The organism is Streptomyces sp. NPDC003456, assembly GCF_042878735.1.
Lineage (GTDB): Bacteria > Actinomycetota > Actinomycetes > Streptomycetales > Streptomycetaceae > Streptomyces.
This window is the reverse complement of sequence record NZ_JBIAOK010000005.1, coordinates 20,507-33,609: the sequence shown is the minus strand read 5'-3', so window position 1 is coordinate 33,609 and position 13,103 is coordinate 20,507. Positions and strand designations below refer to the sequence as shown.

The window sequence follows — 13,103 nt, the reverse complement described above, 5'->3', positions numbered from 1 at the left end:
CGTCGGCTGCCGTGCCCTCTTCGCGAACCCTCACCAGGACCCCCAGGACGGCACCCGTGTCTGTTTCCTCTTCCGCTCACCCCTCCGTCTCCTCCTCCGGTTCGGCTCCCACGCAGGCCGAGCTCTACGACTTCGTACGGCGCACGGCCGCCGACAGCGAGCTGATCTCGTCCCTGCCGCTCGACCCGGAGGGCCGTACGTGGGTCCGGCTGGACGGCCCCGGTGGCAGCGAGGCCTGGCTGATCGGCTGGCCGCCGGGCTCGGGCACCGGCTGGCACGACCACGCCGACTCCGTCGGCGCCTTCCTCACCGCGTCGGGCGAGCTGAGGGAGAACTCGCTCGCCGCCCGGCTGCCCACCGACGGCTGGAAGACCCTCGAACTCAGCGAGGGCGTGGACCGGCAGCGCAGGCTCGCTGCCGGCCAGGGCCGCGCCTTCGGCCGGCACCATGTGCACGAGGTGCTGAACGAGTCCACCGACCGGCATGCGATCTCCGTCCACGCCTACTACCCGCCGCTGCCGCAGATCCGCCGCTACAGTCGAAGTGGCCCCGTGCTGCGGCTCGAGCAGGTCGAACGACCGGAGGACTGGCAGTGAGTGCTACCGATGGCGGGAGCGGCGCGCGGCCGCCGGTGGGGATCGACGAGTTCCTGGAGCGGGTGCGGGCCGGTTACGCGCGGATCGATCCCCAGGAGGCGTACGAGGCCGCCCGGGCGGGGGACGCCCTGCTGGTGGACATCCGCTATGCGGCCCTGCGCGAACGGGACGGTCTCGTGCCGGGCGCCGTCGTCGTCGAGCGCAACGAACTGGAGTGGCGGCTCGATCCGCAGGGCTCCCATCGCCTCCCCGAAGCGACGAGTCACGCCCTGCGCGTCGTCGTCTTCTGCAACGAGGGCTACGCCTCCAGCCTGGCGGCCCATTCGCTGCACCAGCTCGGCCTGCACCGGGCCACGGACCTGGTCGGCGGATTCCAGGCCTGGAAGGACGCCGGGCTTCCGGTGGAGTGACGCGCCCAGCTTCCTGTGGCATTCAGGGGACCGGGCACTCGACCGGACTGGGCTTGCGCGGGCGGTGGGTTCCCCAGGAAGTCGTCCAGGGCACCGGGTGGGTGGCTCGGCGTGCGGCTGAGCTGAGTGCCAGCCCCTGACGGCGCCGGCCCGGCACATGACGCCCGGCCAGAGGAGGTCACGGTTGTGGGACTGCATCCCCTGCTGCGACCTCGCGGCCTGCCTCCCGAGCCCTCGGTTCAGTACCCCTCGTCCCCCAGGAACTCCGTGTCCTCTCCCTCCTCCTCCAGCGCCTGCCGGACCACCCGCAGGGCCATGCCCTCGGGGTAGCCCTTGCGGGCGAGCATGCCGGCGAGGCGGCGGAGCCGCTTGTCCCGGTCGAGGCCCCGGGTGGAGCGGAGTTTGCGGGCGACCAGCTCCCGGGCGGTCGCCTCCTCCTGCTCCGAGTCGAGCTGGGAGACGGCCTCGTCGATCAGGGCCGCGTCGACGCCCTTGGTGCGCAGTTCCCGGGCGAGCGCACGCCGGGCGAGGCCTCTGCCGTGGTGGCGGGACTCGACCCAGGCGTCCGCGAAGGCGCTGTCGTCGATGAGGCCGGCCTCTTCGAACCGCGACAGCACTTCCTCGGCCGCGTCGTCCGGGATCTGCCGCTTGCGCAGGGCGTCGGCGAGCTGCTTGCGGGTCCGCGGGGTCCCGGTGAGCAGGCGCAGGCAGATCGCCCGAGCCTGCTCGACCGGGTCCGCCGGAGGCGCCTCCTGCTCCGCCCTCGACGAGGAGAGGGCGCCTCCGTCCTCGGCACCGGCCGTCTCGCCGAAGCCGCGCCGGCGACGCCCTCGCCGGCCGCGCGGCCCGCCGTCACGCGAGCCGCTCCGAGGAGAGCCGCCCTCGGGTGAGTCGCCCCCGTGCGACTCGTCGTCCCCGAACGGCGCGCTCCCGTGCCCGTGCTCCGCTTCCCCGGCCGAGCCGGCGTCGCCTCCGGTGCCCCTCCCCCGGGGGACACCGGAGGCGGCGTACTCGTACTCCGCCCAGTCGGTTCGTCGTGTCACGGGTCAGCTCTTGGCTGCGGCGGCCTTGGACTTGCTGCTCTTGGCCGCTGCCGGAGCGGGGACGGCCGGGGCCTCGTCGCCCGGAGCGGAGACCGCCGCGTCCGTGCCCGGCTCGGCGGCCGGCTCCTCGGGACGCACTCCGACGCCCAGCTTCTCCTTGATCTTCTTCTCGATCTCGTTGGCCAGGTCGGGGTTGTCCTTCAGGAAGTTGCGGGCGTTCTCCTTGCCCTGGCCCAGCTGGTCGCCCTCGTACGTGTACCAGGCGCCGGCCTTGCGGACGAAGCCGTGCTCCACACCCATGTCGATCAGGCCGCCCTCGCGGCTGATGCCCTGGCCGTAGAGGATGTCGAACTCGGCCTGCTTGAAGGGCGGCGCGACCTTGTTCTTGACGACCTTGCAGCGGGTGCGGTTGCCGACCGCCTCCGTGCCGTCCTTCAGGGTCTCGATGCGGCGGATGTCGATGCGCACCGAGGCGTAGAACTTCAGCGCGCGGCCACCGGTCGTGGTCTCCGGGGAGCCGAACATGACGCCGATCTTCTCGCGGAGCTGGTTGATGAAGATGGCGGTGGTCTTGGACTGGTTGAGCGCGCTGGTGATCTTCCGCAGGGCCTGGCTCATGAGCCGGGCCTGCAGACCGACGTGGCTGTCGCCCATCTCGCCCTCGATCTCCGCGCGCGGCACGAGTGCGGCGACGGAGTCGATGACGATGAGGTCGAGGGCACCGGAGCGGACCAGCATGTCCACGATCTCCAGGGCCTGCTCGCCGTTGTCGGGCTGGGAGAGGATGAGGTTGTCGATGTCGACGCCGAGCTTCTTCGCGTACTCGGGGTCGAGGGCGTGCTCCGCGTCGACGAAGGCGACCTGGCCGCCGGCCTTCTGCGCGTTCGCCACCGCGTGCAGGGTCAGGGTGGTCTTACCGGAGGACTCCGGTCCGTAGATCTCCACGACGCGGCCGCGCGGGAGGCCGCCCACGCCGAGAGCCACGTCCAGGGCGGTCGACCCGGTCGAGATGACCTCGATGGGCTCCTTGGACCGCTCGCCCATGCGCATGACCGCGCCCTTGCCGAATTGCCGTTCAATCTGTGCGAGAGCGGCATCCAGCGCCTTCTCGCGGTCGGTTCCTGCCATGGGTTCCACCCGATTTGCTTGAGTCGATCGCTTCACGTCAAAGACGCTAACGCCTGCCACTGACAATGCGCCCTGACGCACGTCCGGCCTGTGGATAACTCGGGCACCTCTCCACCCAAACTACGTCGAATCGCCCGTCGTTGAGCCCTGCCGGTGCAGTCCATAAGAATGGATGTTCGATTTTGGTGTCAAGCGCACCACGCGGCACCCGCATCTCGTGTTCCCCGGCGTCCCGCTGGGGCATGCCGAGCGGCCCGCACCGCGTCGGGAAGCTCTCTTCGCTGAGCGTCAGGAGGAGCTTTCCCCGGGGCCCCCGTCGCCGTGCCGCTCCGTCCCCGTACGGCGCCGGGTCCCCCACAGTCCTCTGGCACGCGTGAACAGGCCCGGCCCCTCTCCCCGCCAGCGGTGGCCCTGCACCCGCGGGTCGTCCGTGACGTCGTACCGCTTCACGTACGCGCCCAGGAAGGCCTGCAGCGTGGCGATGGCGGGGATGGCGATCAGGGCGCCGACCGCGCCGAGGAGCGCCGTCCCGGCGATGACCGAGCCGAACGCGACAGCGGGGTGGATGTCGACGGTCTTGGACGTGAGCTTGGGCTGCAGCACGTAGTTCTCGAACTGCTGGTAGATCACCACGAAGATCAGCACCCACAGCGCGTACCAGGGGTCCACCGTGAACGCGATCAGCATGGGCAGAGCGCCCGCGAGATACGTGCCGATGGTGGGGATGAACTGCGACACCAGGCCCACCCACACGGCGAGCACGGGCGCGTAGGGCACGTCCAGGGCCTGGAGCAGCACGAAGTGGGCTATGCCGGAGACCAGGGCCATCAGGCCGCGCGAGTAGATGTAGCCGCCGGTCTTGTTGACGGCGATCTCCCACGCGCGCAGCACCTCGGCCTGGCGGGCGGGCGGCAGGACGGAGCAGATGGTGCGCCGCAGCCGCGGGCCGTCGGCCGCGAAGTAGAACGAGAAGAGCGCGACCGTCAGCAGCTGGAAGAGGCCCCCGATGACCTGGGCGGAGACGTCCAGGACACCCGTGGCGCTGTTCTGCACGTAGTTGCGCAGCCAGTCGGAGCGGAGGAGGCCCTCCTGGATGTCGACGCGCTTCAGGTCGGTCTTGAAGTGGGCGTTGACCCAGTTGATTACGGAGTCGAGGTAGTCGGGCAGACCCTCGACCATCTTGATGATCTGGCCGGCGAGCATGGATCCGAGCAGTGTGACGAAGCCGGCCGCCACGATCAGCACACCGATGAAGACGACGAACGCCGCGAACCCCCTGCGCATGCCGCGCGCGGCCATCCAGCCCACCGCGGGCTCGATGGCGAGCGCCAGGAAGAAGGCGATGAGGATGTTGATCAGCAGCCCGGTGAGCTGGTGGAAGGCCCAGCTGCCGAGCTGGAACGCGGCGACGAGGGCGAGCGCGAGCACCAGGGCGCGCGGCAGCCAGCGGGGCATGCGGTTGCTCGGCCCGGCCGCGCCCGGGGCCTGGCCGGGCGGCGGCGTCGTACCGGACGCGGAGGACTGGAGGGCTGCCTGCCCGGACTCGTCAGTGGGTGCCACGGACCAAGTCTCGTACACACCACCGACAGCCGTCTGCCCACCCGCGATCTTCCTGCGCGGCAGCTCATCCCGCGGGTGGACCCCCGGTCCCGGTCGTCCGTCTCACAGGGGGACCGTCGGCACCGGCGGGCCTCCCGAGGCGTCGTCCTGGGCGGTCCTCCCGGTCACCTCACAGCAGGTCAGCGCCGCTCCCGCGGCACGTCCATCACCGTGCAGATCACCTGCCACACGTCCTTGGCGTCCCAGCCCGCGTCCAGCGCCTCGTTCACCGTGCGCCCGCCGAGCTCCGACATCACGTGGTCGCGCGCGAAGGTGTCGGCGTAGCCGGGACCGAAGTGCTCCGCCATCCGCTGCCAGAAGACCGTCAACCGCATGACTCCAGTATCCCGCCCCTGCGGGTGGGCCCGGGCCGGGACCGCCACCCGGCACCGCTTTCCGCCCTACGGTCGTCCCATGGCCGATACAGGAGCGTCCGCACTCCCCCCGACTGCCCGGCAGCACAGCCCCGTCACGCGCGCGGAGCGGTTCGTGTGGCTCACCGCGCGCGTGCTCGAGCAGCGCCTCTTCGCCCACCACTTCCGGGGCGCTTCCGCCGAGCCGGTGGTGGCGGCGCTGGATGCCTACCGCAACGAGGACGGCGGGTACGGTCACGCACTGGAGCCGGACTTGCGCGGCCCGGTCAGCCAGCCGCTGCACACGGCCCGCGCGCTGCGCGTCCTGGACGCCGTCGGGCACTGCGCCGGGCAGCGCGTGGAACATCTGTGCCGCTACCTGACGTCCGTCTCCACGCCGGACGGCGCGCTCCCGGCGGTCCACCCGAGTCAGCGGGGCTACCCGGCGGCGCCCTTCGTGCCGGTCGTGGACGATCCGCCCGGCGATCTCCTGGCGACCGGTCCGGTGGTCGGTCTGCTGCACCGCAACGAGGTGTGGCACGCGTGGCTCTTCCGGGCGACCGACTTCTGCTGGCAGGCGGTGGAGTCGCTGGAGAAGTCACATCCGTACGAGATCGAGGCCGCTGTGGCCTTCCTGGACTCCGTTCCCGACCGCCCGCGCGCGGAGGCGGCCGCCGACCGGCTGGGCCGGCTGGTGCGCGAGCACCGGCTGGCGGCGCTCGATCCCGGGGACCCGGCCGCCTACCCGGTCTCCCCCGGCTACGCGCCGGGGGAGCACCACTTCGCGTACGACTACGCGCCCGGTCCGCGCTCGCTCGCGCGCGCGTGGTTCACCGACGCGGAGATGGACCGCTCACTGGACCATCTGGCGTCCCTGCAGCAGGAGGACGGCGGCTGGCCGGTGCGGTGGCGGCACTGGGCGCCCGCTCCAGCCCTGGAAGCCCGTTCCATGGTGACGATCGAGGCGCTGCGCACGCTCGGCGCGTACGGCCGCCGCATCGGCTGATCAGCCGCCCAGAGCCCGTACCCCCGCGGTCACGACCACGGCCGCCGCGACGACGAGCAGGAACGGCGCGCGCAGCAGCAGCGCGACGGCGGCGGCGCCGAGCCCGGCGGCCCGGGCGTCCAGGACCAGCGTCTGCCCGTCGGCGAAGGTCTGCTGGGCCGTGAGGGCGGCGAGCAGGGCGACGGGCAGCAGGGCGGCGAGCCGCTTGACGACGGGCCGCTCCAGGGCGTGCGCGGGCACGAGCAGCCCGGCCAGCTTGACGGCGTAGCAGCCGAGGACGGTCACTCCGATGGCGATCCAGACGTTCACAGGGCCCCTCCCCGCCCCTGGTCACGGCCCTGGTCGCCGCCGGGTCCCCGGCCCCTGCGGCGGCCCTCCGCCCACAGCACCGTGGGCGCCGCGAGCGCGGCCAGCAGGACCGGGACGCCTGCGGGCAGCACGGGCAGCAGCCCGAGCCCGAGGAGGACGGCGAGTGCGGCGACGGCCCGCTCCGCGCCGCTCTTGAGCATCGGGGCGAGCAGCGCGAGGAACACCGCCGGCCCCGCCGCGTCCAGCCCCCACGCGTCGGTGTCGCCGATGGCCTCGGCACCGAGGGCGCCGAGCAGCGTGGTGAGGTTCCACAGGACGTACAGGGTCAGGCCCGTCACCAGGAACCCGAGGCGCGCGCCGCGCCGGGTGGGCTGGGCGAGCGCGACCGCTGCCGTCTCGTCGATCACCCACTGGGCGGCGAGCGGCCGCACCGCGCGCGGGAGGGCCAGGACCTGGGACAGGCGCAGGCCGTAGAAGGCGTTGCGCACGCCGAGGAAGAAGGCCCCGGCGGCGGCCGTGAACGGGGCGCCGCCGGCCGCGAGGGCGCCCACCAGGGCGAACTGCGAGGCCCCGGTGAAGACCAGGAGGCTGAGCGCGCAGGTCTGCATCAGGGTGAGTCCGCTGCCGGCCGAGGTCACGCCGAAGGCGAACCCGGAGAGCCCGACGGCCACCCCGACGCCCAGCGCGTCCCGTACGACGGCCCGGTCCGCCGCTTTCCCGTCCGTCCTCATGTCTTCGAGAGTCGTTCGATCCACCACGCCCCGCACGCTACGGCCGCGGGTCAGTGATGGTCTTGTACGTTCTTGCGCTCCCGCTGGTACGCCCCCGGGGGCACGCCGACGATGCGGCTGAAGTGCCGGTTGAGGTGCGGCTGGTCGGTGAAGCCCACGGCCAGGGCGACCTCCGAGGGTGCCGTCCCCCGGTCCAGCAGGCCGCGGGCCCGGCGCACGCGCGCGTCGGTGAGCCAGGTGTGCGGTGGCATCCCGTAGGTGTCCCGGAAGGCCCGCAGCAGGGCGAAGGGGCTGGTTCCGAGATCGGCGGCCAGCCGCTCCAGGCTCGGCGGCCGCGCCATGCGCGCCTCCAGCACCGCACGCGCGCGTGCCGCGACGCGGGCCCCGGCGGTCCGCACCTGCCGCTGCGGCAGGGGCCCCCCGTTCAGCCGCAGCAGCCTGGTCACGGCGACCCGCAGCAGGGTGTCCGCGGCGAGCGCGTTGCCCTCGTCGGCCGCCCGCAGCACCTGGTGGACCAGACCCACCGCGTAGGGGTCGTCCACCACCGGGCTGACGAATCCGGGCGTCCCCCGCAGTGACGTCGTCTCGGCGGCGATCTCCGCGACCACCTCCGGAGAGGGGTACACCGCCCCGTACCGCCAGCCCTCGGGCACCCCGGCCCGGCCGGTGTGGGGCGTGTCCGGGTTGACCAGGGCGAGGGCACCGGCGCCCGCGTACTGGTCGCCGCTGCCGTGGTGGAAGACCTCCACCCCGTCCGCGATGGCGGCGATCACGAAGTTCTCGTGGGTGTGCCGCACGAAGGTCTTGCGGACGTAGCGGGCCCGCAGCAGATCGACGCCGGGCAGCTCGTCGTACCGCCAGTGCCGCGCGCGCTCGTTCATACGACCATTGTCCGGCCGCCGGCCGCTGCGACGGCCGGCCCCGCTGATCCTCCTCCGGCCGGATGTCAGTGGCGGGGTGCACGATGGACGCATGCCCAGCACTGCACCCGGACCCCTGGACGGCTTCTCCCCCGCGACCCGCGCCTGGTTCACGGGCGCCTTCTCCGCGCCCACCACGGCCCAGGCCGGGGCGTGGCACGCCATCCACGAGGGCTCGGACGTGCTGGTCGTCGCCCCCACCGGTTCCGGCAAGACCCTGGCCGCCTTCCTCGCGGCCCTGGACCAGCTGGCCTCGACGCCTCCCCCGGCCGATCCCAGGAAGCGCTGCCGCGTGCTGTACGTCTCGCCGCTGAAGGCGCTGGCCGTGGACGTCGAGCGCAACCTGCGCAGTCCTCTGACGGGCATCCGCCAGGAGTCCGTGCGCCTCGGCCTGCCCGAGCCCGAGGTGAAGGTCGGCATCCGCTCGGGCGACACCCCGCCCGCCGAGCGCCGCGCGCTGTCGACCCGTCCCCCGGACATCCTGATCACGACACCGGAGTCGCTGTTCCTGATGCTGACATCGGCCACCCGCGACGCCCTGGCCGGGGTCGAGACGGTGATCCTCGACGAGGTGCACGCGGTCGCCGGCACCAAGCGCGGCGCCCACCTGGCGCTCTCCCTGGAGCGGCTGGACGAGCTCCTGCCGAGGCCCGCCCGGCGCATCGGCCTGTCGGCGACGGTCCGCCCGGTCGACGAGGTGGCGCGCTTCCTCTCGCCGCGCCGCAAGGTGGAGATCGTGCAGCCCGAGTCGGGCAAGGAGTTCGACCTGTCCGTGGTGGTCCCCGTCGAGGACCTGGGCGAGCTGGGCGGCTCCCCGGTCGCCGAAGGCCAGGAGGGGGCCGAGCGCCCGTCGATCTGGCCCCACGTGGAGGAGCGGATCACCGACCTCGTCCAGTCCCACCGCTCCACGATCGTCTTCGCGAACTCCCGCCGCCTCGCGGAGCGCCTGTGCAACCGGCTGAACGAGATCGCCTACGAGCGGGCCACGGGCGAGCCGCTGGAGGAGAACCACTCCCCCGCCGCGCTCATGGGCGGCTCGGGCGCCGCCCAGGGCGCACCGCAGGTCATCGCCCGCGCCCACCACGGCTCGGTCTCCAAGGAGCAGCGCGCCCTGGTCGAGGAGGACCTCAAGGCGGGCCGTCTGCCCGCGGTGGTGGCGACGTCCAGCCTCGAACTGGGCATCGACATGGGCGCGGTCGACCTGGTGGTGCAGGTCGAGTCGCCGCCCTCGGTCGCCTCCGGCCTGCAGCGCGTGGGCCGCGCGGGGCACCAGGTGGGCGCGGTCTCCACCGGGGTCGTCTTCCCCAAGTACCGCGGCGACCTGGTCCAGGCGGCCGTGGTCACCGAGCGCATGCGCACCGGCGCCATCGAGTCCCTCAGGGTCCCGGCCAACCCCCTGGACGTCCTCGCCCAGCAGATCGTCGCCATGACGTCCCTGGACACCTGGCAGTTCGACGACCTCCTCGCCGCCGTCCGCCGGGCCGCCCCCTTCGCCTCGCTCCCCGAGTCCGCGTTCACGGCCGTCCTCGACATGCTCGCCGGACGCTACCCGTCCGACGCCTTCGCGGAGCTGCGCCCCCGCGTGGTGTGGGACCGCGTCACCGGCGAGATCACCGGCCGCCCCGGAGCGCAGCGCCTGGCCGTCACCTCCGGCGGCACGATCCCGGACCGCGGCCTGTTCGGTGTGTTCCTCGCCGGCTCCGACCCCAAGAAGGGCGGCGGCCGGGTCGGCGAACTCGACGAGGAGATGGTCTACGAGTCCCGCGTCGGGGACGTCTTCACGCTGGGCACGAGCTCCTGGCGCATCGAGGACATCACCCGCGACCGCGTCCTGGTCTCGCCCGCCCCCGGTGTCCCCGGCCGGCTGCCCTTCTGGAAGGGCGACCAGCTGGGCCGCCCGCTGGAGCTGGGACGGGCGGTGGGCGCGTTCCTGCGCGAGGTGGGCTCGCTGTCCGAGGAGGACGCCCGGCTGCGCCTGCTCGCCGCCGGTCTGGACGCCTGGGCGGCGGACAACGTGCTGTCCTACCTGGCCGAGCAGCGGGAAGCTTGCGGACACATCCCGGACGACCGGACGATCGTCGTGGAGAGGTTCCGCGACGAGCTCGGCGACTGGCGCGTGGTGGTGCACTCCCCCTTCGGGGCGCAGGTGCACGCCCCGTGGGCGCTCGCACTCGGCGCCAAGCTGTCCGAGCGGTACGGCATGGACGCCCAGGTCATGCACGCCGACGACGGCATCGTGCTGCGCCTGCCGGACGCCGACCTGATGGGCCTGGACCTGCTCGACCAGGACCCGGCGAGGACGGGCCGGGAGTACGACGCCGAGCAGGCACCCGTGGGGGCCGCCGACGTCGTCTTCGACAAGGGCGAGGTCGACCAGGTCGTCACCGACCAGGTGGGCAGCTCGGCTCTCTTCGCCTCCCGGTTCCGCGAGTGCGCCGCCCGCGCGCTGCTGCTGCCGCGCCGCAACCCGGGCAAGCGCACGCCGCTGTGGCAGCAGCGGCAGCGCGCGTCCCAGCTGCTGCAGGTGGCGAGCGAGTTCGGCTCCTTCCCGATCGTCCTCGAGGCGGTCCGCGAGTGCCTGCAGGACGTCTTCGACGTCCCCGGACTGGTCGAGCTGATGGGCGACCTGGAGTCCCGCAAGGTCCGCCTCGTCGAGGTGACCACCCCCGAGCCGTCCCCCTTCGCCCGCTCCCTGCTCTTCGGCTACGTCGCCCAGTTCCTGTACGAGGGCGACTCCCCGCTCGCCGAGCGCCGCGCCGCCGCCCTGTCGCTGGACTCGCGGCTGCTGGCCGAGCTGCTGGGCCAGGCGGAGCTGCGCGAACTGCTCGACGCGGAGGTCCTCACCGAGCTGGAGCGTGAGCTGCAGTGGCTCACCGAGGACCGCCGGGTCAAGGACGCCGAGGGCGTCGCGGACCTGCTGCGCATGCTGGGTCCGCTCACGGACGCGGAGCTCGCCGAGCGGGGCGCCGAACCCCGGTGGGCGCAGGAGCTGGCCGGCGCGCGCCGCGTCATCCGCGTCAGGATCGCCGGAGCCGACCACTGGGCGGGGATCGAGGACGCGGGCCGTCTGCGGGACGCCCTGGGCACGGCCCTGCCCGTCGGCGTCCCGGAGGCCTTCACCGAGCCCGTCAAGGACCCCCTCGGCGACCTCCTGGCCCGCTATGCCCGCACCCACGGCCCGTTCACCTCCGCGACGGCGGCGGCCCGCTTCGGGCTGGGCGTGGCCGTCACCGAGGGCGCCCTGCAGCGGCTGGCCGCGGCGGGCCGGGTCGTCCAGGGCGAGTTCCACCCGGCCGGCATCGGCCAGGAGTGGTGCGACGCCGCCGTGCTGCGCCGCCTGCGCCGCCGCTCCCTGGCCGCCCTGCGCCACGAGCTGGAGCCGGTGCCGCCTGCCGCGCTCGCCCAGTTCCTGCCCCAGTGGCAGCACATCGGCAAGGGACACTCCCTGCGCGGCGTCGACGGACTGGTGCGCGCGGTCGAGCAGTTGCAGGGCGCGTCCGTGCCGGCGTCCGCCCTGGAGAAGCTCGTCCTGCCGTCCCGGGTCGTGAACTACACGCCGGCCATGCTGGACGAGCTGACCGCCGCCGGCGAGATCGTCTGGGCCGGGGCGGGTTCCCTGCCCGGCAAGGACGGCTGGGTCTCCCTGTACCTCGCGGACGCGGCGCCGCTGCTCCTGCCGCCCCCGCACCCCTTGGAGCTGACCGCGCTGCACCAGGCCGTCCTGGACACCCTCTCCGGCGGCTACGGCCTGTTCTTCCGGCAGATCGCCGACCAGGTCCGGGCCACCACCCACCCGGAGGCCGGCGACCAGCAACTCGCCGACGCCCTGTGGGACCTGGCCTGGTCGGGCCGCCTGACGAACGACACGCTCAGCCCCATGCGCTCCCTGCTCGGCTCCGGTCGCACGGCCGGTTCCACAGCCCACCGCGCCAAGCGTGCCGTCCCGCGCGGCCGCTACGGCTCCCTGACGGCCGCCGCCCGCACGGCGTCCCGCTCCGGCCCGCCGACGGTCGCGGGCCGCTGGTCGCTGCTCCCCGCCCACGAGCCGGACCCGACCGTCCGGGCCCACGCCCTCGCCCGCACCCTCCTCGACCGGCACGGCGTGGTGACCAGGGGCGCGGTCTCCGCCGAGGGCGTCGAGGGCGGCTTCTCGGCGATCTACCGCGTCCTGTCGGTCTTCGAGGAGAGCGGCCAGGCCCGCCGCGGCTATGTGGTGGAGGGCCTGGGTGCCGCCCAGTTCGCCATGGACGGTGCCGTGGACCGGCTGCGCGCGGTGTCCAACGCCCGCGACCGGGGCGAGAGCCTGCCCGGCCCGCCCGTGGGGGGCGGCCAGGACATGTTCGCCGCCCACGGCTTCGCCGGCCCCGACGACCCCGCCGCCCGCCCCGATGGCGACCACACCGATCACCCGGGCCTCGACGGCTTCCCGGGTCCCGCCGACGCGTCCGACGCCCCCTTCGGCACCGCGCCCCGCGCCCGGGACGAGTGGGTGTCCCCCCGCGACCACCCGGCCCAGGACACACCGCCCTGGCTGAACGGCGGAGGGAACCCGTACGGTTCCGGGTTCTCCGCCCGCCGCGACCGCCCCGACACGTCCCGAGCCGTCGTCCTGGCCGCCGCCGATCCGGCGAACGCGTACGGCGCCGCCCTCCCGTGGCCCGAGCCGCCGTCCGGCGCCGGGCACAAGCCCGGCCGCAAGGCCGGCTCCCTGGTGGTGCTCGTCGACGGCGAGCTGACGCTCTACATGGAGCGCGGCGGCAAGACCCTGCTCGCCTGGGCCGCCGACCCGGACGGCGCGCCCACCGACGACCCCCGGCTGCGCTCCGCGGCCGAGGCCCTCGCCGCGGCCGCCCGGGCGGGCTCCCTCGGCACGGTCACCGTGGAACGCGTCAACGGCGCCCAGGCCCTCACGTCCCCCGTCGGCACGCTGCTGGAAGGAGCGGGCTTCATCGCGACGCCCCGCGGTCTGCGCCTGAGGGTTTGATCCCCCGCCTGCGTGCGACTCTTG

General features: G+C 73.6%; 11 protein-coding genes. 4 read left to right on the top strand and 7 right to left on the bottom strand.

Going from position 1 to position 13,103, the window contains the following annotated elements; translation table 11 throughout:
• The first annotated feature begins 56 nt into the window (after positions 1–56).
• Both ACFYWG_RS21190 and ACFYWG_RS21185 read left to right on the top strand, forming a co-directional pair.
• Positions 57–596, top strand: coding sequence for a cysteine dioxygenase (locus ACFYWG_RS21190; RefSeq protein WP_385417912.1), 540 nt, complete (start codon positions 57–59; stop codon positions 594–596).
• Positions 593–1,006, top strand: a complete 414-nt coding sequence (locus ACFYWG_RS21185; RefSeq protein WP_389202826.1) for a rhodanese-like domain-containing protein — start codon at positions 593–595, stop codon at positions 1,004–1,006. The genes ACFYWG_RS21190 and ACFYWG_RS21185 overlap by 4 nt, the downstream gene beginning before the upstream one ends.
• Before the next feature lie 239 nt (positions 1,007–1,245).
• Here ACFYWG_RS21185 and recX read toward each other — a convergent pair whose 3' ends face one another.
• The 4 genes from recX to ACFYWG_RS21165 all read right to left on the bottom strand — a co-directional run bounded on the left by recX (position 1,246) and on the right by ACFYWG_RS21165 (position 5,111).
• Positions 1,246–2,049 carry a recombination regulator RecX gene (recX, locus tag ACFYWG_RS21180; protein WP_389202824.1) on the bottom strand — a complete coding sequence of 268 codons (804 nt, stop codon included), beginning with the start codon at positions 2,047–2,049 and terminating at the stop codon, positions 1,246–1,248.
• A gap of 3 nt (positions 2,050–2,052) precedes the next feature.
• Entirely contained in the window at positions 2,053–3,177 is a 1,125-nt protein-coding gene (recA, locus tag ACFYWG_RS21175; RefSeq protein ID WP_376327631.1) for a recombinase RecA, read from the bottom strand.
• Positions 3,178–3,465: 288 nt separating this feature from the next.
• Positions 3,466–4,737 carry an AI-2E family transporter gene (locus tag ACFYWG_RS21170; RefSeq protein ID WP_383503676.1) on the bottom strand — a complete coding sequence of 424 codons (1,272 nt, stop codon included), beginning with the start codon at positions 4,735–4,737 and terminating at the stop codon, positions 3,466–3,468.
• 179 nt (positions 4,738–4,916) lie between these two features.
• On the bottom strand, positions 4,917–5,111 hold the full coding sequence (locus ACFYWG_RS21165; RefSeq protein ID WP_383503677.1) for a DUF3046 domain-containing protein: 195 nt from the start codon (positions 5,109–5,111) through the stop codon (positions 4,917–4,919).
• Positions 5,112–5,190: 79 nt separating this feature from the next.
• Between ACFYWG_RS21165 and ACFYWG_RS21160 the strand changes: the two genes are divergently transcribed.
• Positions 5,191–6,135: a hypothetical protein gene (locus ACFYWG_RS21160; RefSeq protein WP_389202821.1), complete on the top strand. Its 945-nt coding sequence runs from the start codon at positions 5,191–5,193 to the stop codon at positions 6,133–6,135.
• Here ACFYWG_RS21160 and ACFYWG_RS21155 read toward each other — a convergent pair whose 3' ends face one another.
• From ACFYWG_RS21155 to ACFYWG_RS21145, 3 genes are read right to left on the bottom strand one after another with little or no spacing between them, the layout of a single operon-like run.
• The gene (locus ACFYWG_RS21155) at positions 6,136–6,444 is read right to left on the bottom strand and encodes an AzlD domain-containing protein (protein ID WP_376327639.1); all 309 of its coding nucleotides are present in this window, start codon (positions 6,442–6,444) and stop codon (positions 6,136–6,138) included. It abuts the gene before it with no gap.
• Positions 6,441–7,175, bottom strand: coding sequence for an AzlC family ABC transporter permease (locus ACFYWG_RS21150; RefSeq protein WP_383503679.1), 735 nt, complete (start codon positions 7,173–7,175; stop codon positions 6,441–6,443). The genes ACFYWG_RS21155 and ACFYWG_RS21150 overlap by 4 nt, the downstream gene beginning before the upstream one ends.
• A gap of 50 nt (positions 7,176–7,225) precedes the next feature.
• Positions 7,226–8,056 (bottom strand): AraC family transcriptional regulator, encoded by an 831-nt coding sequence (locus ACFYWG_RS21145; RefSeq protein WP_383503680.1) that lies wholly within the window; start codon positions 8,054–8,056, stop codon positions 7,226–7,228.
• A gap of 91 nt (positions 8,057–8,147) precedes the next feature.
• Between ACFYWG_RS21145 and ACFYWG_RS21140 the strand changes: the two genes are divergently transcribed.
• Entirely contained in the window at positions 8,148–13,079 is a 4,932-nt protein-coding gene (locus tag ACFYWG_RS21140; RefSeq protein WP_389202818.1) for an ATP-dependent helicase, read from the top strand.
• The last annotated feature ends 24 nt before the right edge of the window (positions 13,080–13,103 follow it).